The sequence below is a fragment of the Loktanella atrilutea genome (assembly GCF_900128995.1).
Lineage (GTDB): Bacteria > Pseudomonadota > Alphaproteobacteria > Rhodobacterales > Rhodobacteraceae > Loktanella > Loktanella atrilutea.
Genome location: NZ_FQUE01000019.1, coordinates 1 through 21,687 on the forward strand (window position 1 = coordinate 1; position 21,687 = coordinate 21,687).

Consider the following 21,687-nt stretch of genomic DNA (forward strand, 5'->3'; position numbering starts at 1 on the left):
ACCTGGCTGGTGCAGCCGAGCCCCGACGGTCTGGCGCAGGCCTATCTGGTGGGCGAGGACTTTCTCGATGGGGCTGCCTCGGCGATGGTGTTGGGTGACAACATCTTCTTCGGCCACGGCCTGCCCGAGATGCTGGCCAGTGCCGATGCAAAACCCGCTGGCGGCACGGTCTTCGGGTACCGCGTGTCGGACCCCGAACGCTATGGCGTAGTGGGCATGGATAGCGATGGCACCGTCACGCAGATCGTCGAAAAGCCTTCCAACCCGCCATCGCACTACGCGGTCACCGGGCTCTACTTTCTGGATGGCACCGCCCCGGACCGCGCCCGCCGCATCACGCCATCGGAGCGAGGCGAGCTGGAAATCACCTCGCTGCTGGAGACCTATCTGGCCGACGGCAGCCTGACGGTGGAGCGCATGGGGCGGGGCTATGCCTGGCTCGACACCGGCACCCACGGCAGCCTGCTGGACGCTGGCAACTTCGTGCGCACCCTGCAGTCGCGCCAAGGCATGCAGACCGGTTGTCCCGAGGAGATTGCATACCAGCAGGGCTGGATCGACGCGACCGCGCTGAGCGCCCTGGCCGACCGCTATGCCAAGACGGATTATGGCAGCTATCTGCACGGATTATTGTAATAATCCTTATTTTTACCAGAAATGGGCTAATTTTTCCATTGAGAACTGAATTGTCTTGAAGTTATGTCATGAGTGCCAGACTTGTGTTAAGACATCATTGCCCTTCCTCTTTATTTTGGGCCGCTATGTCGGCTCTGGCTTTTAAGCGGAAGCTGTCGTTGTCGGTCTCTAGAATGTGACGACGGTGAGTGAGGAGGCCATCTGCACCCTCTTAATACCGCTAAGTTCGTGCCAACTAATTTCAACACTGTCGGATTGCAAGACGATCAAGGAAATGAACCGACCGGCAAACTCCGGTGCGTGAGGAACCTGGATTTATAATGACCTGCTGAGGTCGACCACTTGTCGAATCTTACCACGCGGAATTTGCATTTGAGCGCACCATCGATCAGTGACGCCAGATAGATGTTTGCATCCTGGGACCTGACGGCGGAACAGATCATCAAAAATCTTGCATGCTTGCGGCACAGATCGGTCACGTAAATCTTGATCCCATGCTTTTTCAGAATGCCAATGATCTAATCTTCAGTAAACCCACTTCGTTTTATTTCTAGTCCCTTCAATTAGGCCAAAGTCTATCTCAAGCTGGATTGAATGCAGGGGCAACCGTCAGGGCAAAAATAACAATAGGAGTGGTCGAAGCAATGAGTTTAGGTTTTAGTAGTCTTTTGCGATTTGGTCATGGGCTTTAATAGTACGTAGAATTGACGCCAGCTCTTCTAGACGTAGCATGTTAGGTCCGTCGGAGGGAGCATTGTCTGGATCCTCGTGGACCTCCATAAATAGGGCGGCAGTGCCAACGGCGACGGCTGCTCGGGCCAGAAAAGGAACGAACTCGCGTTGGCCCCCAGTTGAGCCGCCTTGGCCGCCAGGTTGCTGCACCGAATGGGTGGCGTCGAAGACAACCGGGTAGCCCATCTTGACCATGGTCGGCAGTGCGCGGAAGTCACTGACTAGCGTGTTGTAGCCGAAGCTAGTGCCGCGTTCGCAGAGCATGATGTTCGTATTACCAGTGCTGGCGATCTTATCTGCCACATTCACCATGTCCCAGGGAGCGAGGAACTGACCTTTTTTAACGTTGATGGCAATCCCCGTTTCTCCTGCGGCAAGCAGTAGATCAGTCTGCCGGCAGAGAAACGCGGGAATCTGCAAGATGTCCACGACTTCTGCCGCACGCTGGACTTGCGGGATATCGTGGACGTCGGTAACAACTGGGCAGCCGAACTCTTCGCGGATCCGGGCCAATACCTCCAGCCCTTTCTCAATTCCCAGACCACGCTTCCCCGACAGCGATGTACGATTAGCCTTGTCGTAGCTTGCCTTGAACACGAAGGGGATGTCCAAATCACTAGTAATGCGCATGATTGAATCTGCCAGCATCCGGGCATGGTCGAGGCTTTCGAGCTGGCAAGGGCCTGCAAGCAGTGCGAACGGCAGGTCGTTGCCAATCGTAACTGGGCCGACGTGAACCGATGTCATGGGTGATATTCCTTAGTCTTAATCATGTGACAGATGGGGGCAGGAAGCCCCGGTGTGTATAGGAGGTCAGGCGACGCCGGCGCGCAGGCAGTCGTGCAGGTGGAGGATGCCTTCGACATGGCCCGCCTCCGACACAACGAAAAGGGCGCCAATCTTGGAGGCGTTCATGATGCGCAGCGCCTCTGACACCAAGGCTCCGCTGCGCACAGTCTTGGGGCTGTGGGTCGCGATTTCTCCGGCAGTACGGTCCATCAAGGTGGCGAGGTTGCGCCGCAGGTCACCATCGGTGATGACACCGGTCAAAATGTTGTCTTCAACTACGCCAGCCATGCCGAATCCCTTGGAGGTCATCACCAGTAGCACGTCGCCCATAACTGTGTCGGGTGTCAGCGTCGGCACGCTGTCTCCGGTGTGCATCAGCGCTTCGACCTTCAGGAGTTGCGCGCCAAGCTTACCACCTGGATGAAAAATCTGGAAATCCTCGCGGTTGAAGCCGCGGCGGTGCATCAGTGCCACGGCCAGCGCGTCGCCTATCGCCAGCGTGGCAGTGGTGGACGTGGTGGGAGCCACGCCAATATAGCAAGCCTCGGGGGCATCTGGCAGTAGCAGAGTTACGTCGGACTGGAGGTCTACGGCACTGCCTACCCGGCGGGTGATGCCGATCAGGGGAATACCAAAACGGCGGGTATAGGTGATTAAATCCGCAAGCTCCGACGTCTCACCGGAGTTCGAAATCACAATGCAAACGTCGCCTTTGGCAATCATACCAAGGTCGCCATGGCTGGCTTCCGTCGGGTGGACAAACTGTGCCGGCGCGCCGGTCGAGGCAAATGTGGCGGCGATTTTGCGCCCGATATGACCGGATTTTCCGACACCGCTGATGATGATGCGACCTGTGACTTGCTGCAGCAGATCAACCGCTTTTTTGTGGGGTGGGCCCACGTCGTTAATCATTCGGGTTAGAGCTTCTGCCTCGATCTGCAAGACGCGGCGGATCTGGTCCACCGTCTCATCGGCCTCCGCTGAGGGTATCGCCATCACTGCAGTTCCTTGGCTCGAAGCCTTACTAGGTAATAAATACGAAGTGAAATTGTTACAAGGCTTGGAACGGTGCCGGGTTTGCCAGAGGGTAGACTGGTTCAATAACCGCCGTCTGCTGGAAACATCCCACTGACAGAAGCCAAAGCAAACTTCCACTTAGGTCTGGAAACCTGACCCATAGCCGCGTAACTAACCGAAATCAACCTCCGGCAAACCCGGAGCGGTTCAATGCTCCTACTCTGGCACCGACAAAAGTCGCAGTTCAGTATCGTTCACACATCAGTGGTCGTGTTTGCCATGATCGTGAGGTGCCGTCTGTGGTACGTCGCTGTGATCGTGGAATGCGTGGTCATGGTTCGCATGGTCATGCGATGCTGCAGTCGGTGTGATGAGGGCGCTATCAAGCCCATCGAATTGTTGGCCAAGGTAAAAGATCAGGTCCGCAGCATCGGTCTCTGTCAGGCCCATGAAGGGCATCTTCACGGCAGGGTAGCGCGCGTTCAGGGCCACGGCGGTGGGGTCGCCGTCGCGCAGCATGACATCGGGAGCCTGCAGGTAACGCAAGAGCCAGTCGGGATTACGGCGCAAGGTGACGCCGGCAAGGTCGGGGCCGAACTTCACCCCCGACCCGATGGTGTGGCAGGCCGCGCAGACTTTGACGAACATCGCCTCGCCGCGCCGGTCAGAGATGATGAAGTCCGTGGCCGGGCGGTCGCCGGTCTCGGTCAGCATGTCGGGTGCGATGGGCGCGCGCCAGTCCGGGTCCATCTGTAGAATGTTCTGCGTTGCCACTTTCAGGCTGCCCATGACCGAAGTACGGCGCCAGAAGTCCAGCCTGTCGTTGCCGATCAGCATGTCGCTGCGGTGGTCGTACTTGGTGTCGCCGCGCTCGCCCAGCTTGAAGCGGATCACGTCGATGTCGGCGGGATCGCCGGTCAGGAAGGTCCAGCCCGCATCCGTGTCGATCCCGAAGCCTGCGGCGAACGCGCGCAGCTTTTCCGGCGTGTCGTTCGCGGGGTCGAGGGAGATCGAGTAGAGGAAGATGTCCCGCCCGACCCGGTCGCCTAGCCAGTCGGCGATCTGCGCCATCCGGGCAGTGGTGAAGGAACACAGGTCGTTGCAGTCGGTGTAGATGAAGTTGAAGACGACGATCCTGTCCTTGATCAGGTCGTCGTAGAGCGCCACCATCTCGCCGTCCTGGGTGACGAGCGGCAGGTTGGTGAAGTAGCCGGCGTCGCGTTTTGGCGCGGCATCGCCACGTGTGGCAAGGGCCGTGAGCAGCGCCGTCGCTGCCAGCAGCGCCGCGGCCGTCCAGCGGCGGATCGTGGAAGCATGGGGCATGGTTATCGTCCTTTCGGCGGGCTCCGGATCGTCCTGCCCGGTCAGGGCAGCGGCGGGATGACAGGGAAGGGCTGGAAGCCGGGATCGAAGGGGTTGCCTTCGGGTAGAAGCTCCGGCGTGGTGTAGGTCACGCCCTCGGGCGTCGGGTTCGGCGTCGGCATTACCGCGGAGTGGGTGCGCGAAGAATAGGGATTGTTGGGATCCGTCAAGATGTCGAAGCGCATGATCATCGCCGAGTCCTCGTGCACCGTGTTGTGGCAATGGCTGACGTAGGCGCCGCCGTATTCGCCGAACCGGACCTGCATCCGCACCTCGCCCGCCTCACCTAGCCGCCAAACGTCCTTGCGGGCTAGCTTTTCGGTTTTTGACATGGCTTTGCCGCCACGATCGATGGTGACGCCCTCTTCAAAGTGCAGGTGCACCGGATGGTCCCAACCGCTAGACGGATTACGCAGTACCCAGTGCTCCACTTCGCCCGGTTTCGGGACCAAGGCCGAGATATGGTTAGCATTAAAGCCGCCTAGATTATCGCCGTTCACCCGCATCGACCAAGGATAGATCTCGCGTCGCATGCAAGACGGATTGCAGTCGCCCGTCGCAGGGTCGATGGGATTTTCTTGGCCTCGCCGTAGTTCAATCAGGCGCACTCGTGTAGGTTCGACGACCGGGATCTGGTCCGTCAGGCGACCGGGAACTTGGCTAGGATCGGGTTGCGAGGCATAATGTGTCACACCGGGCACATCGACGCTTTCTACACTGTCGACAATTCGGAATTGCAGCAGTGACCCCGTGGCGGGATCGCCGGAGCGGCCGTTGTCGGCGACCTTGTAGTTGACCTGACCTTTGGGTCCACGGCCGCTGGTGTGTGTGATCAGGTTGATCATGTTGATCCGCTGGCCGACGGCAAAACTACTAAAATCGACAACAATGTCGAACCGCTCCGCTACGCCCATCGTGTCCAGCAGGTTCAGGCTGAACGGTCGCGGCAAAAGGTTACCATCGGTGGCAATCAGCGTCATCGGCACTGCGTCACCCAGTGCCGTCCGCAGCTGTAGCCGGATAAAGCGCGACATGCAGGCGTTTAGCAGTCGGAATCGGTACTTGCGCGGCAGCACTTCCATGAAGGGCTTGTAGCCAAAGTTGACCATCATCAGGTCACCAAGGAAGCCGTCCGTGTTGAAGATGTCGAAGAAATACTGGCCCTCTTCGTCTAGTCCCGCATCTGAGATTACAAGGTTCACGTCAAAGTCGATGTTGCCCCAGTCCAGCAGCGACCCGCTGGGTAGGCGCTTGTTCACACCGTCGTTCAACACCTCGTTGCCGCGGTCGGGACCACTGTACATGTTGATCGCGCCCAGGTGCCCCTTGTAGACGTTCTCGGCGGTGTAGAAGAAGCGGTGGTCGTGGAACCACAGGCTCGACTGCAGTTCGCGGTAGTCACCCTTCACGTGGACCAGCCCGCCGTTACCGTCGGGACCGGACGCGCGCCGGTCGGTCATGGTCTTGTTGATCGTGTCAGCCCGGGCGAGCGTCGTGCTCCAGTGGTAGTCGTAGAACTGGCCGGGGAAGAAATGCGCGTTCGACGCGCCGTCGCTGGCCGAGGCGTTGTGAGCGTTGTGATTATGAGTGGACTGGCTGTGCGACCCGAAGCCGCCGTTCTTCGACTCCTGCTCCGGCAGCCCGTTGTAGTGGCGGAACAGGACCGGCTCGCCGTAGCGTATCTTGATCAGCGGCGGCTTGGTCGTGGCCTGCGTGCCGTGACCCTTGCAGAAGGTCCAGACCTTGTTCTCCTCCTGCACCGGCAGGTCGGGGTGGAAGCCCCACGTCGGCGCGGTCGGGACCAGCGACATCACGTAGCCCTTCTGCGGCAGGTATTCGGCCCACCGCTGGTGGGCGAAATAGGCGCCGGGCGGGCGCCCCTCCAGCGGGCCGCGGCCGGTCGTCGCGTTGCCGTACATCAGGCGACCCGACATTAGGTAGTCTGTGTGATAGGACATCCGGCGTCCCGCCAGTTCTCCGGTGCCTGCGGGGAAGGCCACGTCAATCTCGCCACCGCGCATGATCGGGGTCAGCGTCTCCGGGGTCTGCAGGTCGAGCCGCTTGAGCGGCTGGGTGAAAGGCTGGACGCCGAAGGTCGGGCTTAGCGGCACGCCCGTGTCCTCTTGCGCCCAGGCGCTGGTGGCGAAGGGGCTGAGGCCGTTAACATTGGCCAGCGCGCCTGTGGCGGTGAAAATGCCCCATTTCATCAATTCGCGCCGGCTGACCTCGCCGGTGGACAGCGCCTTAACAATCTCGGCCCGGTTGTTGCGGGCGTTCTGCGCTTCGCGCTGGCGGCGGCGCGAGGCATTGAATGGCAGATACATGGCTTCGTTCCCCAAAATGATGTTGCTGGGCCCATCCGGCAGGGGCGTGACCCGTCACGATCGGAGACCTGGGTGCAGGGGGTATCGCGCGCTTGCGCGCACCGCCGTCCAGTCCGACTAAGGGACGGGACATGACCGATTATCCGATGCGAGGAGGTTTAGCAGACCCACAAAGCTGCAGTTAATCCGGAGGTAGAACGATGGTTTACGACCTTGGTCTTAACCACTTCTTAACCTTTGGTCGCGGAATCAGGAGTGGTCAGTGCTAACAGGCCCGATGCAGCGGCCTAGCAGGCTGATCTTGGCATGAAGGTCCGGATCGAGACATATTTTGCGGGATCGGTGGGGAAAGATGTCACGGCATCCAACCAATGATCCTGATGTCCTCCTACAAAGACAGGTCATGAAAAGACTATGCTTTACATGACTTTATGAGTGTAGGATCGCATTGACGAAACGTTGTGGCCCACCCTGTCGCGCTTAGGGAACAGGGTATGGCGTCAGACCTTGGTCCTAGTCCGACCTCGTCAGAATGTCGCAGGCAATCGCTGCCCTTCTCGTCCTGCCGGACCAATTTTGGCTGCAGTAGTCTGAACTGCATCAGGGAAGTTCCGGTTCCACACAGAGTGGGTGACGGGCGACCTTTTTCAAAAAAATTCTCAAGCGGCGCCGCAAAGGTCCCGCATCAGTTCAGGGGACATTGCCATGGCGACCACCGATTTTAACGTGAACCAAGATGATCTGGCCTTCATCCTGCGCAACATCAAGGTCGCCGAGGCTCATTCCGGCGGCATGAGCCTGACGGCGGCGATCCAGGCGGCCTACGGTGTGGACGCCAACGACGCCAACATCCTGCCCGCCGGCCTGCGCACCGTGTCGGGCGCCTACAACAACCTCGCACCGGGTAAGGAGCTGTGGGGGGCCGCCGATACCGCCTTTCCGCGGATCACCGATCCAGCCTTTGTGACGGACGCGCAGGGGTCCATCGACTTCGACGGGCCCGGCCCCGCTCCTGCCCAGTCACAGGGCGACTATTCCAAGACCGGTAACGTGATTGACAGTGCGCCACGCACGATATCGAACCTGATAGTAAACCAGACGATCGATAACCCGGCTGCCGTCGCCGCATGGTTTGCCAACCCACTTACGCTGGATGCCTTTCACGACCGCTACGGCCCCAATGCCATTCCCGTCGATCCCAAGGACACAGTCATCTCCATTACAGACGCAAGCTTTGAAGCGACCTCGCTAGCGGTCGGGGCGCCAGGGGTGATTTCGGACACGCGCGGCAATTACACCACGACTGCCCCGGCAGGATGGACCATCGCCGGTGGCGGCGGACTCTTTGCACCGTCGGCCGAGATAATCTCTGCCTCAGGTCATACCGGCGGCAACGTGGCCTACTTACAGGGCGGTGGCGTGCTGTCTCAGACTATGACGGGCGTCGTCCTTGCGACCGGTGGCACTGTCAACATGAGTCTAAACATTGGTGACCGGACGGACATGGGCTGGACCGGCGGAGAGGCGCGCCTTGTTGACACAAACGGCAATGTATTGGCGACGGTCGCCTTGCCCGATCCGGGCGATGGCCAGTGGTCCAACGTGACACTGACTAGCGGACCGATCCCAACAACGTCGAACGGCCTTGGAGTTCGGATTGAAATTGCCAATACCGGATCAAACCAAATCTTGATCGACAACGTCGCGGCCACGGTCTTTGGCCCGAACGAGATCGCGATCGATAACATTGATATCGCCAATATTCCTAACCAGTCACCGGACATCGGCCTGTCGCCGGGCTTCAACTCTTGGATGACCTTCTTTGGCCAGTTTTTCGACCATGGACTGGACCTTGTGACCAAAGCCGAGAACGGTACGGTTTATATTCCGTTGAACCCCGACGATCCGCTGATCGCGGGTAATGACAGGATCCTTGGCACCGCGGACGACCTATCGCCTAACCTGCGCTTCATGGCCGTCACCCGGGCCAAGATTGATGCAAACGGCAACGCCGAGAACACCACAACGCCCTTCATTGATCAGAATCAAACCTATACTTCGCACCCCTCGCACCACGTTTTCTTGCGGGAGTACGTTATGGGCGACGCAATTGATGGCAAGGGCCTTCGCCCCCTGTCCACCGGACATCTGCTCGATGGCCAGCAGCCTGGCACGATCGCCACATGGGCCGACATTAAGGCTCAGGCTGCTAGCAAACTTGGGATCCTGTTGAACGATTTTGACGCTCACAATGCGCCACTGCTTGTCACTGATGAATATGGTGAATTCGTGCGCGGCCCGAACGGCTATCCGATGATGGTCATGACCGATGGGACGACGCGCGAAGGTAACCCAGCTGCCCCGATCACAACGGTGGGCGCGGTACTAACCGGCCATCAATTCCTCGTTGATATTGCACACCATGCCGCACCGGGCACCTTTGACCCTGATCATAACCCAGGTACCGCGAATTCGGTCACGCAGATCGCTGACTTCGACAGGCTGGATGTCAACGGTGACGGCCAGTCCGACCAAGCTGATGTCGACTTGCTAGGCAGCAAGCTGGCAGACGTGAACAGCGACGGGGTGATTGATGCGGCCGATCTAGCCGACGTCAATCTGGATGGTGTAATTAATGCCGCCGACCTCGTTGCCGACGATCATAATCCCTTCACCTATGACAACGAGATGCTAGACGCTCATTACGTCACGGGTGACGGGCGCGGCAACGAGAACATCGCACTAACGGCGGTACACTCAGTCTTTCACGCTGAGCATAATCGTCTGGTGGAAGAGAATAAGCTAACGATCCTCAAATCTGCTGCCGGTGGTGATCTGACCTTTTTGAACGAATGGCTGCTGGTCCATGTAACGGAAGTTCCCGCTGATACCTCTACATTGCTGTGGGACGGCGAACGCATGTTCCAAGCTGCGCGTTTCGTGACAGAAATGCAGTATCAGCATCTTGTTTTCGAGGAATTTGCCCGCAGGATCCAACCCAATGTTGATCCATTCGTATTTACCAATACACCTGATATGGACCCGTCGATTATCGCGGAATTCGCTCATACGGTTTATCGCTTCGGTCATTCCATGCTGAACGACACTGTGGACCGGTTGGATAATAATTTGAATCCACTAGCAGCCAGTGGTGAGCAGGCTACCCTGATTGAGGCCTTTTTGAACCCGCAGATGTTTGCTGCTTCGGGCGCTGACGTAAGCGAGATTATTGCCAATGTAGTGCGCGGCGCGGTGGGCGATGTCGGGAACGAGATTGACGAGTTCGTCGTCCCTGCTTTGCAATCGAATTTACTAGGCTTGCCACTTGACCTCGCGGCCATCAACATCGCTCGCGGCCGAGAAACCGGGATCAAATCGCTCAACGAGATCCGCAAGGAGCTCTACCACGATTACGGTCTGGCCGATCTTAAGCCCTACACTAGCTGGCTCGACTTCGCCCAGCACATGAAGCATCCGCAGTCTTTGGTGAACTTCATCGCGGCCTACGGCACTCATGCGACGATCACCAACGCCGAGACACTGGAGGACAAACGCGCCGCTGCTTGGGAACTTATTACCGGGCGCACGCTTGAAGGTGCACCCTCTTCGCTCGCCACGGCGGACCGGCTGGATTTCCTTCAGGCCCGCGGTGCTTATGCCACCACCGCACTTGGCGGTATGAACAACGTCGATCTCTGGATCGGTGGGCTGGCGGAAGAGTTAAACGAATTTGGCGGTATGTTAGGCTCGACTTTCAATTTTATTTTTGAATATCAACTTGAACACCTGCAGACCGGCGACCGGTTCTATTACCTGTCGCGGACCCAAGGCACCAATCTGCTTAATCAGCTGGAGCCCAATACCTTTACCGATCTGGTGATGCGCAATTCCGATCTTTCGGACGATTACGCGACACACCTTAACGGCACGCTGTTTACAACGCCCGACTACATCTTCGAACTAGACCGCGGAATCGCGGAGCGTCACGATGTGGACCCGGAACACGACGATCCATTCCTACAGATGATTGACCCCAAGGTGGTGCGGATTCAGTCGGGTGTGGTTGATGCCAACGGTCATGACGTTGGCGGTACGTTAAAATTCTCGGGCGGCGAACACGTTGTGCTGGGGGGAACGGAAGGAAAAGATACCCTTTACGGCGACAAGGGTATCGACACTCTTTGGGGTGATGGCGACGACGACTACCTCAACGCAGGGATGGAATCCGACAACGTCTTCGGCGGTGCGGGCGACGACATTATTGAAGATCCCTTTGGCGACGATGTGCTACGTGGCGGTGCAGGTGATGATGTGATCAGCGCCGGGACCGGCCTCGACCTGATCTTCGGCGACGAGGGTAGCGACTTCATTATTATGGGGATGGACGACAAGGAGGCTTTTGGAGGCGAGGACAACGACTTTATGCTGGGCGGCACCGGCAACGAGTTGGTGCAGGGTGGCGAGGGCGATGACTGGCTGGAGGGCGGCGACGGATTCGACACGCTGGCCGGCGACAACTCGCAGCTATTTTTCAACTCCACCATCGTCGGTCATGACGTGATGTGGGGCCAAGGCAACGACACAGACTACGACGGCGAGAGTGGCGATGATATTATGCTGTCGGGTCCGGGCATCCAGCGCTTCAACGGCATGTTCGGTTTTGATTGGGCAATCGCCAAGCACGACACGCAGGGCGTCGACTTCGACTTTGGCATCCCGCTTTTCGTGAACGATCCCGGCTTCATCTTGCGCGACCGCTTCGATTTGGTCGAGGGTGGTTCGGGCTGGAAATTTGACGACGTGATTGCCGGCGACGACCGCGGCAACTCACAAGTCGACATCGGTATCGACGCGGCTTGGGAAAAACACACGTTAGACCGCGACGGCATCGACCGAATTGCAGGCTTGGCCGAACTGCTAGAGGTCGTGGATCAGGCGAATGCCCAGTTTCGTGACGGCAACATCCTGTTGGGCGGCGATGGCAATGACCGGCTGCAAGGCAATGGCGGTTACGACGTTATCGACGGCGACGCTTGGATGAACGTGCGGTTGGCCATTGCACCGGGCGAGAATGGCGCGCCACCAGTCACGACTGCGGAGAGTCTGGCCGAACTGGTGCCCTATATGCTGAACGGCACGATCAAGCCGAGCCAGATCAGCATTGTTCGCGAGATCCTTTACGACCAGACGCCGAACGATAACATCGATACCGCCGTCTACCGCGGCAGCCGTGCGGAGTATCTCATCGAAGGCGCGGACACGATGACTATCGACGGCCAGGTCGTAGATGGCATTGGCATCGTATATGACGCTAATAAAGACGGCTTCATATCGATCATGGACTTGGATGATGGGGTCACAGGCGCCACGGTGAACGGTGTGACGCTGCAAAGCCGCAACCTAGTCGTTGACGATACCGACCGGCTGAAGAACATTGAACGGTTAGAGTTTGCTGACCAGACGGTAGACATCGGGCCTGCAACCCATGCGGCCTTTGGCACAGTGACTATCAACGACCCGACCCCGTTCGACGATGGCACAGCGGTTTTGGTAACGCCTTATGTTGGCCAGACTCTGACCGCGACACTAACCGACGCTTTTGATATCGATGGTCTCACCCTCGACGCGCAGGGAAACCCGATTGGGCTGACCTTTGAATGGCAGCAACAGATCGAGAACGGCAACACCGGCTGGCAGACCATTGGCGTTGGACTAACTCATGTAGTCCAGCCCGGCACCGCCGGCCAGATTATGCGGGCGGTGGCTGTATTTAAAGATAACAGTGGCGTGACCGAACGCATTGCTTCGGGGCAGACCGACAATGTGGAACTGCCGTTAGCGGTGAATGAGAATGCTACGGCGGGTACCGTCGTCGCCCTCCGCGTACCCTTTGATGCAGCTGCTGTTGGCGTGCCGTCGGCCGCTGTCAGTCATGTGATCCTGCCAGGCCAGGACGCGGGGGGGCGGTTCCAGATCATTCAGAACGGCGTCGAAAGCAACGGCACCCCTCGCTATTCCATTGTCGTTGCAAGCCCCGCACCCGTGATGGATTATGAACGGCAGGATCCTTTCCAGACGGTCGACAACCAGTACCAGATCGTCGTCCAATCCATCGATACCCGTGACGGCACGATCATCGATACGCGTCAGTTGACCATTTTGCTGAACGATGTAGCTGAAGCGATCCTGCCCCCCAGCGACCTACATCTGAACGTTGTTGACCAGGCCGATGCCACCCTTCCAGGGATTGGCCTGCTGGGAACGCTGTCGGCAGTTGACGACAATCACGTGTCCGGCTTCACCTACAGGCTGGTCAGCGGCGGGCCCGATTTCGCAGTGACCGCGGCTGGGGAAATCTCGCGGCTTAACACACCACTGGCCATCAACAGTGTCTACGAGATCGCTGTCGAGGTGCGTGCACCCGATGGTCTGACTCGAACCGAGACGATTACGATCCAGACTGGGTCGGATCTGGTGAACACGATCACACTGACTGGCACGAACGATCACCTGGCCTTCGGTGGTCAGCGCAACGATGTGATCACCGGCTCCACGGGCGATGACGAGATCTTTGGGCAGGCCGGCAGCGACCGGCTATTTGGCGGCGACGGTAATGATCGCCTCTCAGGCGGAAGCGGTGTCGACGCGATCTTCGGTGACGCTGGCAACGACGTGATCACCGGTGATTTGAACAACGACTCAATCTTCGGCGGTGCCGGTGATGATACGATCATCTGGAATGCCCTCAACGGCACCGCGGCTGACGGCCGCGACTTCATCGACGGCGGCGACAACGGAGCTGGCGGTGATACCTTCGTGGTGAACGGGCGCGCTGATCGGGTTGAACAGTACCGCATTTACACCGTGGTAGAGGCGATTGCGGCCGGCGCCACGGGTCTGTCGCCGAACACTGAGATCGTCATCACCCGCGGCAATGCAGCGGTGTTCAACTCTCGCATCATCGCAGAACTCGACAACATTGAGGAGATCGTCGTCGACATGGCGGCCATTGACCCGACCGCCGGCGCCGTCGTGGTGAACGGAAGTCGCGTCGACGTAATCGGGGACTTTACGACCACCAGCTTGCGCACTTCCACCATTCACATTGAAGGCGGGGCCGGCGCAGACACGGTCGACTTCTCGGCCCTGACCTCTATCCACCGTATCGTCTTTAACTCCAATGGCGGGGTCGACACGGTGATCGGCGAGGCGCGTCAGCAGGACGTGATTGATGTGGTGCTGACGTCGCCGCTTGATGTTGAGGTGAAGATCAACGGCAGCGGGGTCGCTGATGAACTGACCGGCGATGCGCGGATCGATATTATCAACGGCCTTGGTGGCAACGACATCCTGACTGGTATGGGCAACGATGACCGGATTTCCGGCGGGTCGGGTGATGACAGGTTCGTCGCCGGGCTGGACGACGGCAACGACTACTATAACGGCGGCTCCGGCAGCGACACGCTGGATATGTCCATGATTACGGCGAACATCACTGCCAACCTTAATGGCGGATCTGCATCACGCACTAATATCTTCAGCGCACAGACCGGCGACGATAGCACCATTTCGATCGAAAATATCGTCACCGGCAACGGTAATGATACGATCATCGCGGGCAACGTGGCTAACGTAATTGACGGCGGCACCGGGGCTGACACCTTTAGCTTCGGCTCGGCCAAGGCCGCCAACGGGGATACGCTGCTGTCCTTCGAACCAGGCGACCGCATCGACCTTTCCGGTTTCGACGCGAATACTGGCGTGAAGGGGGTCCAGCAATTTACGCTGGTCACAGATGCGATCACTGACCGTGGACAAATCCTGGTAAGTTCGGAAACCCGCGACGACGGCATCTATACCGTCGTCAGTGGCAACGTGTCGGGCAATACGGCCACTGACTTTAAGATCGGCATTAAGGGTCAACATGATCTGACATTGTCAGACTTCACCTTCTGATCCCGGGCCGGGCGGGGTCTTCCCGTCCGGACTCCCGTTCACTCGCGTTTGTCCTCCCGCAGATCCAGAGGGGTTCACATGACTACGACCAAGACTCAGGCTGTTGCTAGAAAGAAGGCGCTGGCAGAGCTGACAAGGGGCGTCCATGCGATCGGACTGTTTCTCTTCTTGCTCTCCGGTGTCATCAGCATCCTGGCCCTGACCGGCTCCTTCTACATGCTGCAGGTTTATGACCGCGCGTTGGGCAGTGGCAGCATCCCGACCCTGCTGACCCTCTCAGGACTGGCCATCGGCCTCTACTTCTTTCAGGGCATCTTCGATGTGCTACGCTCTCAAGTATTGGTGCGCTTCGGCGCGCGGCTCGATGCCCGCATTGCGCCCATGGCTCACCAGGTTGCGATCGACATGCCGCGCTTCGGCTTTTCCACCTCCGAGGCGCTGGAGCGGGGCCGTGACGTTGATACCGTGCGCGGCTTTCTCGGCAGCCAAGGCCCGGTGGCTCTGTTCGACCTGCCGTGGATGCCGGTCTTTCTTGTCTTCGTTTATGCCCTGCACCCGCTGCTGGGGGCGCTGACTCTGGGCGGCATGGTGATGCTGACCTGCCTTGCGCTGCTGACAGAAGTCCTGACCCGCCGGCTGGCCAAGGAAACCCACGAGTCTGTCATCAATCGCAATCGGATCGCGGATTCTAATGCCCGTAATTCCGAGGTGCTGCGCGCCATGGGTATGTCGCGCCGCGTCATCGCTCGGTTCACGGCTGCCAATGCGGACCATTTAAGCCTGCACACACGAACAAACGATATTAGCGGCACGCTGGGTGCCCTGTCCAAGGTACTACGGATGATCATGCAGTCTGCGGTGCTCGGTCTCGGCGCGTTCCTGACTATCCAAGGCGAACTATCTGGCGGCGCGATCATTGCGGCCTCGGTCGCCTCCGCCAGGGCACTGGCCCCCATCGACATGGCAATCGGCAATTGGAAACAAGTCGTCGCCGCCCGTACCGCCTATGGACGGCTGAAGGATACGGTCACGACGCTTGCCGGTATGACCACACCCTTACGCCTGCCGCGCCCGACGCAGCAACTGTCCGTCGAAAGCGTAACTGTCGCCGCACCGGATACGGGCACCGTGCTTTTAGGTGACATCACCTTCACGCTACATGCCGGACAGGCACTAGGTGTCATCGGGCCAAGTGGTGGTGGCAAAACGACGCTGGTACGTGTACTGACCGGCATTTGGGATCCGCTGCGGGGCGCCATCCGCCTCGACGGGGCCAACCTTGCGCAGTACGACGAAGAGGCGCTGGGAAGCTACATCGGCTACATGCCGCAGGACGTGGCTCTAATGGACGGTACCATTGCTGAGAATATCTGCCGCTTTACTGACAACGTAGATCCCGATGCCATCGTGGCCGCAGCCACCGCCGCCGGGGTCCACCAAATGATTGTGCGGATGCCCGATGGCTACAATACCCGTTTGGGTGCCGCAGGCCATGCCCTATCGGGTGGGCAGCGCCAGCGGATCGGTTTAGCACGCGCCCTCTTTGGTGATCCCTTCCTGGTTGTGCTGGACGAGCCGAACTCAAACCTCGACAGCGAGGGCGAGGCCGCACTGACGACTGCCATCTCTGGGGTCACGGCGCGGGGCGGCATCGTCGTCGTCATCGCCCACCGCCCAAGTGCGCTAGCCAGCGTCGACACGATCGCCGTAATTCAGAGTGGCAAGTCGACCGCCATTGGAAGGAAAGAGGACATCCTGGGGCCCAAGCCTGCTGCAACCGTCCACCCGGCCCCGGCGCCGAGTGACCAGCCAGCCATAAAACGGCCTCTTCGTCTTGATCAGAGTGCAAGGGTGACGACATGATCGACATCAAGAGGACAAAATCTGACCAAGTCGCTCTAACTGACGCAAAACGCTTCCGCGAGACGCCGGAAGGAACGCCGCGCGGATCGATGTTCGTTGGCGCGGTCGTCGCTGCCCTCGTGGCCTTCGTGCGATCCCTGCAATCTAAAGTCGAGGCTGCAGCGGACTCGGTGGCCAAAGGGGGTGTCGACAACCAGCGTCCTGTTCCGCACGACAGTGGCGAAGACGCCCCACAGTCACCGGCACAGGCGTCAGATCAGGCAGACCCCGACGCAGTGAAGCCGTCGCCCGCGTCACGCATAGTGACCGTATCCAGCGGTAACATCGTGTCGCTTTTCGCCGAAAGCTTCGCCCGTGCATCGATCACCGGCGACCAGTTGCAGTTCGTGGATCCCCAGAAGCTCGGTGCGTCCGGATTAATTGAGGTGCAGCCGCTAGTACCGACCTATCCCGCGGATCCAGTAGTGCACCGTCTTCGGGTGGTGCCGATGACGATCGCGGACCCCGAAGACAACAGGCACAAGGGCGCATCTGGCACCCTGCGCGGCCCAAACACGCTGCCGGATGTTTTGACAACGGCCGCCTTCTTCATCGCCTTCGAAGATCTCTTGCCCGCCGCTGCATCAACAACAGGCCAAACGCCCGTGCTTCGCGATCTCAAGCCTTCTAGCGGCACGCTCGAGGCTGTGGCCGACGGTTACATCTACCATCCGGACCCCGAAACGCCACAGGCCGTGACTCTCACTTACACGATCGGCGACGGCACTCGGGCGATAACGGTGCAGACGGGCTTTGACGTGGTGGCCAACCCGGTCGCTGGGACCACTGCCGCCGACAGGCTAGTTGGCACCTATGCTGCTGATTTAATTACTGCGGGAGCCGGCGCTGATGTCGTTACGGCGGGCGCCGGTGATGATATGGTGTATGGCGGCGCCAGTGATGACGTTATTCGCTCAGGCTCTGGCAATGACACGGTTTACGGCGGAATTGGCAGCGATAAGCTCTATGGTGAGGCCGGCAACGACCGCCTCTGGGGCGGATTGGGCAATGACGCTCTTTACGGCGGCGCCGGTCACGACCTGTTGAAGGGCGGATCCGGTAATGACCTGCTCGACGGCGGTGCCGGCCGGGACGTCCTGCGAGGTGGGGCGGGCGATGACCATCTGCATGGCAGCCGCGATGGTGCCGACGATTTACTCGACGGCGGCGTGGGGAGTGACACGCTGGACCTGTCCGCTATGGCTAAGCGTACGATTGTCGACCTTGGTCGTGGTTACGCCAGTGGGGCAGAAATTGGGCACGACCGGATCATCGGCATCGAGAATGCTGTTGGAGGTACCAGTCACGACCAGCTCACCGGCACCGGCGGTCGAAATATCATGCGCGGCGGCACCGGTAACGATCGAATCTCGGGTGGGTCCGGTGGCGACGTGCTCGCAGGCGATGCTGGCAATGACCGGATTGACGGTGGCGCAGGTGAAGACGTGATCACCGGTGGCGCGGGCAACGATGCAATTCAGGGCGGTGATGACAACGACCGGCTACTGGGCGGCGCCGGCGATGACCGGATTGAGGGTGGCCTGGGCAACGATGTGCTCGAAGGAGGCGAAGGTGCTGACCAACTGACCGGTGGCTCCGGGGACGACATCGTCGACGGAGGGACCGGCAACGACCAGATCGATGCGGGAACGGGCGACGACGTGGTGCAGGGAGGCGAAGGAGCCGACCGCATCAACGGCGGATCCGGCGACGACGTGATTGAGGGGGGTGACGGCGACGACCTGCTGCTGGGCGGCGAGGGCGAGGACCTTCTTGATGGTGGCGCGGGCGCCGACAGCATCGACGGTGGCCGAGGCGACGACGCGATTCAGGGTGGGGACGATGACGACCGGCTTTTGGGCGGCGACGGCGACGACGTCATTGGCGGCGATGGGGGCGATGACCTGATCGACGGCGGCGCGGGGGACGACATGATCGAGGGTGGCGCCGGCGATGACCGGATTGAGGGTGGCGCTGGCAACGATGTGCTCGAAGGAGGCGAAGGCGCCGACCAACTGACCGGTGGCTCCGGGGACGACATCCTCGACGGAGGGACCGGCAACGACCAGATTGATGCCGGTACGGGTGATGATGTGGTGCAGGGCGGCGAAGGAGCCGACCGCATCTTGGGCGGCGGCGGCGACGACATTATCGACGGCGACACCGGCAGCGACGAGATTGACGGCGGAGCCGGCGATGACGTGATCACCGGTGGCGCGGGCGATGACCAGTTGCTGGGGGGCGACGGCGACGACGTTATCAATGGCGACGCCGGTCAAGATCGCATCAACGGCGGATCCGGCGACGACGTGATTGAGGGGGGTGACGGCGACGACCTGCTGCTGGGGGGCGAGGGCGAGGACCTTCTTGATGGTGGCGCGGGCGCCGACAGCATCGACGGTGGCCGAGGCGACGACGCGATTCAGGGTGGGGACGATGACGACCGGCTTTTGGGCGGCGACGGCGACGACGTCATTGGCGGCGATGGGGGCGATGACCTGATCGACGGCGGCGCGGGGGACGACACCATTGACGGTGGCGACGGAAGTGACCGGCTGCAGGGCGGTGATGGCGACGATGTCATCACAGGCGGCAACGGCGACGATCAGATCGACGGAGGTGATGGCGACGACCGTCTTGACGGTTACCTTGGCGACGACTTTCTGCAAGGCGAGGCAGGCAACGATCTTCTGTGTGACAGTCTCGGGGCAGATCAGATCTACGGTGGGGCTGGCGACGACCTTGTCTTAGTATTCCAGGATGGCGAGGCTGATATTTTCATCGGAGGCGAAGGCCACGATACGATCAACTTTGCGCGGATGACCGACAGCATTGTGATTGACGTCGATGCTGGCACGGCCGCTTGCAATGAGTCGGGACTGGATAGCATAGCCGGTTTCGAGGTCGTGATCGGCGGGCAGAACGACGACACTTTCCTGATCGCCTTCGAGGGTTATACAGACGATCTGACCCTAACCGGAGGTGGCGGTGACGACACCTACGCGCTGAGCTTTGAAACAACCGCGGACGGCTTGGCGGTGCGGGCATTCCAGATTACGGACTTCGGTCCGGGCGACGTTGTGACGGCCGGGCAGGACCGGTACCGGTCCGGCAGCGGCCACAGCAGCGACCAGTCCATGGATTACACGGCCGCGGCGCCAGCCACGACCCTCCGGGCTGCCGAGGTGCAACACGAAACCCGCGGCGACTTCGACTACACCATTCTTCAGATTGCCAACGCCGAGGGCGACGATGTCTTTGAAATCACCTTGAACGGCTACCTCGACATCTGGATTGATCAGCACTGACCTGTGACCCTTCCGGAAGGACACCCAATGACTGCGCTGCCAAACACGTTCCGCACGATACCTACATCCGATTTTCCCATTGCTCCGCGCATCGTCACAGCAATCCTGATGCTTTGCTTAATGATCGGCGGCCTCGGCGGTTGGTTGATAACCGCAAAGCTGAACGGTGCCGTGATCGCTGGCGGCACCGTCGCAGTACAGGACAACGTGAAGACTGTGCAGCACAGGGACGGCGGCACTGTGTCGGCGATTTTGGTGCGTGACGGCGACACGGTCGCGGCCGGTCAAGTCATTTTGCAGGTCGAGGATGCCCAGACCCGCGCCGAACTGGCCATCGTAAACGGCCAAATTGTTGAACTGACTGCCCGCAAGGCCCGACTTATTGCCGAACGCGAAGGCGCCGTCGCAATCGCCTTTCCTGCAGGTTTTGCCAGCGATAAAGCCGATGAGATCGCAAGTGCCCGTGATGAGGAACGTTTATTCACCGGCAAGCTCACGCATCGGCTGAGTCAGATTAGTCAGCTAGAGGAAGGCATCCGGCAGATCGAGATCGAGATCGCAGGCCTTAACGGCCAGCGGGACGCCAAGGCCGACGAGGTCCGCATCGTGCAGGCGGATTTGGAGCGCATGCAATCCTTGCGAGATCGTAACCTGACCGAGATTGGCCGGCTGACCACGGTTGAGCGCGAACAGGCCCGGATGCGCGGCGAGCTCAGCGAGATTGAATCAGCGACCGCCCGCGCCCAGTCGCGGATCAACGAGACGCGGATGCAGATCCTCGCTATCAATGACACGGCGCGGACCGAAGCCCAGCAAGAACTATCGAGCGTGCAAACGAAGCTGGCCGAGTTAACCGAACGACGCGACGCGCTGCAGGATCGTTTGTCGCGCGCGGATGTCCGCGCGCCCATCGCCGGCATCGTCAACGACTTGAGCGTCCACACCGTCGGCGGCGTCATCACGCCAGCCGAGACGCTGCTGACCCTCGTACCTCTCGATGCCAAACTAGACATCTCTTTCAGAGTCTCACCCGCGCAAATCGAACAGGTGCGGCAGGGGATTAAAGCCAAGGTGCGCTTCCCGGCTTTCAATCAGCGCACGACACCCGAGCTGTTTGGGACCGTAAACAGTCTGTCCCCTGCACCATCCCGCGACCCGGTTAGCGGAGAGACCTTCTACAAGGGTCTTGTCGATATTGAGGCAGCAGAACTTTCCAAGCTGGGCGACGCGGTCCTGATGCCGGGCATGCCAGTTGAGGTCCATGTGCAAACTAAGGAACGCACGGTGGCGTCATATCTAATGAAACCACTGGTCGACCAGTTTGGGCGGGCCTTCAGAGAACGGTAGGTGATGAATGCGCGGAAACAACTGATCACACAATCGCCCTATAATTGAAACACTTATCCTTGTATGTATAGGCGTGCTAAGAAGTCCGCTTATATCGAAGGGAGTAACTTTGCTGCCATATTGTAGATTTTGTAGTGAAGCCTCTAAGGGAATACTGATGTGACCATATTGCAGAACATCCGTGCATACTTCTGGCGGGACTATCCGTGGTCCGAAGGCTACATCGCGAATCCAGTGCGAGCCATAAATGGCAAAATGGTTTGCGGACATGTCATGCAACGTCGAGTGTCGGGTCAGATACAATATTTCCCGTC

Annotated in this window: 9 protein-coding genes; 5 read left to right on the plus strand and 4 right to left on the minus strand. The window is 59.5% G+C overall.

Annotation, left to right across the window (positions count from 1 at the left end; translation table 11 throughout):
* The coding region (locus BUA54_RS19070) for a sugar nucleotidyltransferase (protein ID WP_072858848.1) at nucleotides 1-636 on the plus strand (636 nt) is incomplete at its 5' end.
* Between the two features lie 657 nt (nucleotides 637-1,293).
* Here BUA54_RS19070 and kdsA read toward each other — a convergent pair.
* From kdsA to BUA54_RS19090, 4 genes are all read right to left on the minus strand, one after another.
* Nucleotides 1,294-2,115 carry a 3-deoxy-8-phosphooctulonate synthase gene (kdsA, locus tag BUA54_RS19075; protein ID WP_072858849.1) on the minus strand — a complete coding sequence of 274 codons (822 nt, stop codon included), beginning with the start codon at nucleotides 2,113-2,115 and terminating at the stop codon, nucleotides 1,294-1,296.
* 66 nt (nucleotides 2,116-2,181) lie between these two features.
* Nucleotides 2,182-3,153, minus strand: coding sequence for a KpsF/GutQ family sugar-phosphate isomerase (locus tag BUA54_RS19080; protein ID WP_072858850.1), 972 nt, complete (start codon nucleotides 3,151-3,153; stop codon nucleotides 2,182-2,184).
* 282 nt (nucleotides 3,154-3,435) lie between these two features.
* Nucleotides 3,436-4,497 (minus strand): SCO family protein, encoded by a 1,062-nt coding sequence (locus BUA54_RS19085; RefSeq protein WP_072858851.1) that lies wholly within the window; start codon nucleotides 4,495-4,497, stop codon nucleotides 3,436-3,438.
* Between the two features lie 41 nt (nucleotides 4,498-4,538).
* The gene (locus BUA54_RS19090) at nucleotides 4,539-6,860 is read right to left on the minus strand and encodes a multicopper oxidase family protein (RefSeq protein ID WP_072858852.1); all 2,322 of its coding nucleotides are present in this window, start codon (nucleotides 6,858-6,860) and stop codon (nucleotides 4,539-4,541) included.
* A 705-nt stretch (nucleotides 6,861-7,565) separates the two neighbouring features.
* On the opposite strand from BUA54_RS19090, the gene BUA54_RS19095 reads away from it, so the two are divergent.
* From BUA54_RS19095 to BUA54_RS19110, 4 genes are all read left to right on the plus strand, one after another.
* Nucleotides 7,566-14,816: a peroxidase family protein gene (locus tag BUA54_RS19095; RefSeq protein ID WP_072858853.1), complete on the plus strand. Its 7,251-nt coding sequence runs from the start codon at nucleotides 7,566-7,568 to the stop codon at nucleotides 14,814-14,816.
* Between the two features lie 78 nt (nucleotides 14,817-14,894).
* Nucleotides 14,895-16,679 (plus strand): type I secretion system permease/ATPase, encoded by a 1,785-nt coding sequence (locus BUA54_RS19100; RefSeq protein WP_072858854.1) that lies wholly within the window; start codon nucleotides 14,895-14,897, stop codon nucleotides 16,677-16,679.
* On the plus strand, nucleotides 16,676-20,026 hold the full coding sequence (locus tag BUA54_RS21770; protein ID WP_084114663.1) for a calcium-binding protein: 3,351 nt from the start codon (nucleotides 16,676-16,678) through the stop codon (nucleotides 20,024-20,026). Before BUA54_RS19100 ends, BUA54_RS21770 begins: the two co-directional genes overlap by 4 nt.
* A gap of 27 nt (nucleotides 20,027-20,053) precedes the next feature.
* Entirely contained in the window at nucleotides 20,054-21,373 is a 1,320-nt protein-coding gene (locus tag BUA54_RS19110) for an HlyD family type I secretion periplasmic adaptor subunit (protein ID WP_072858856.1), read from the plus strand.
* Nucleotides 21,374-21,687 lie beyond the last annotated feature (314 nt).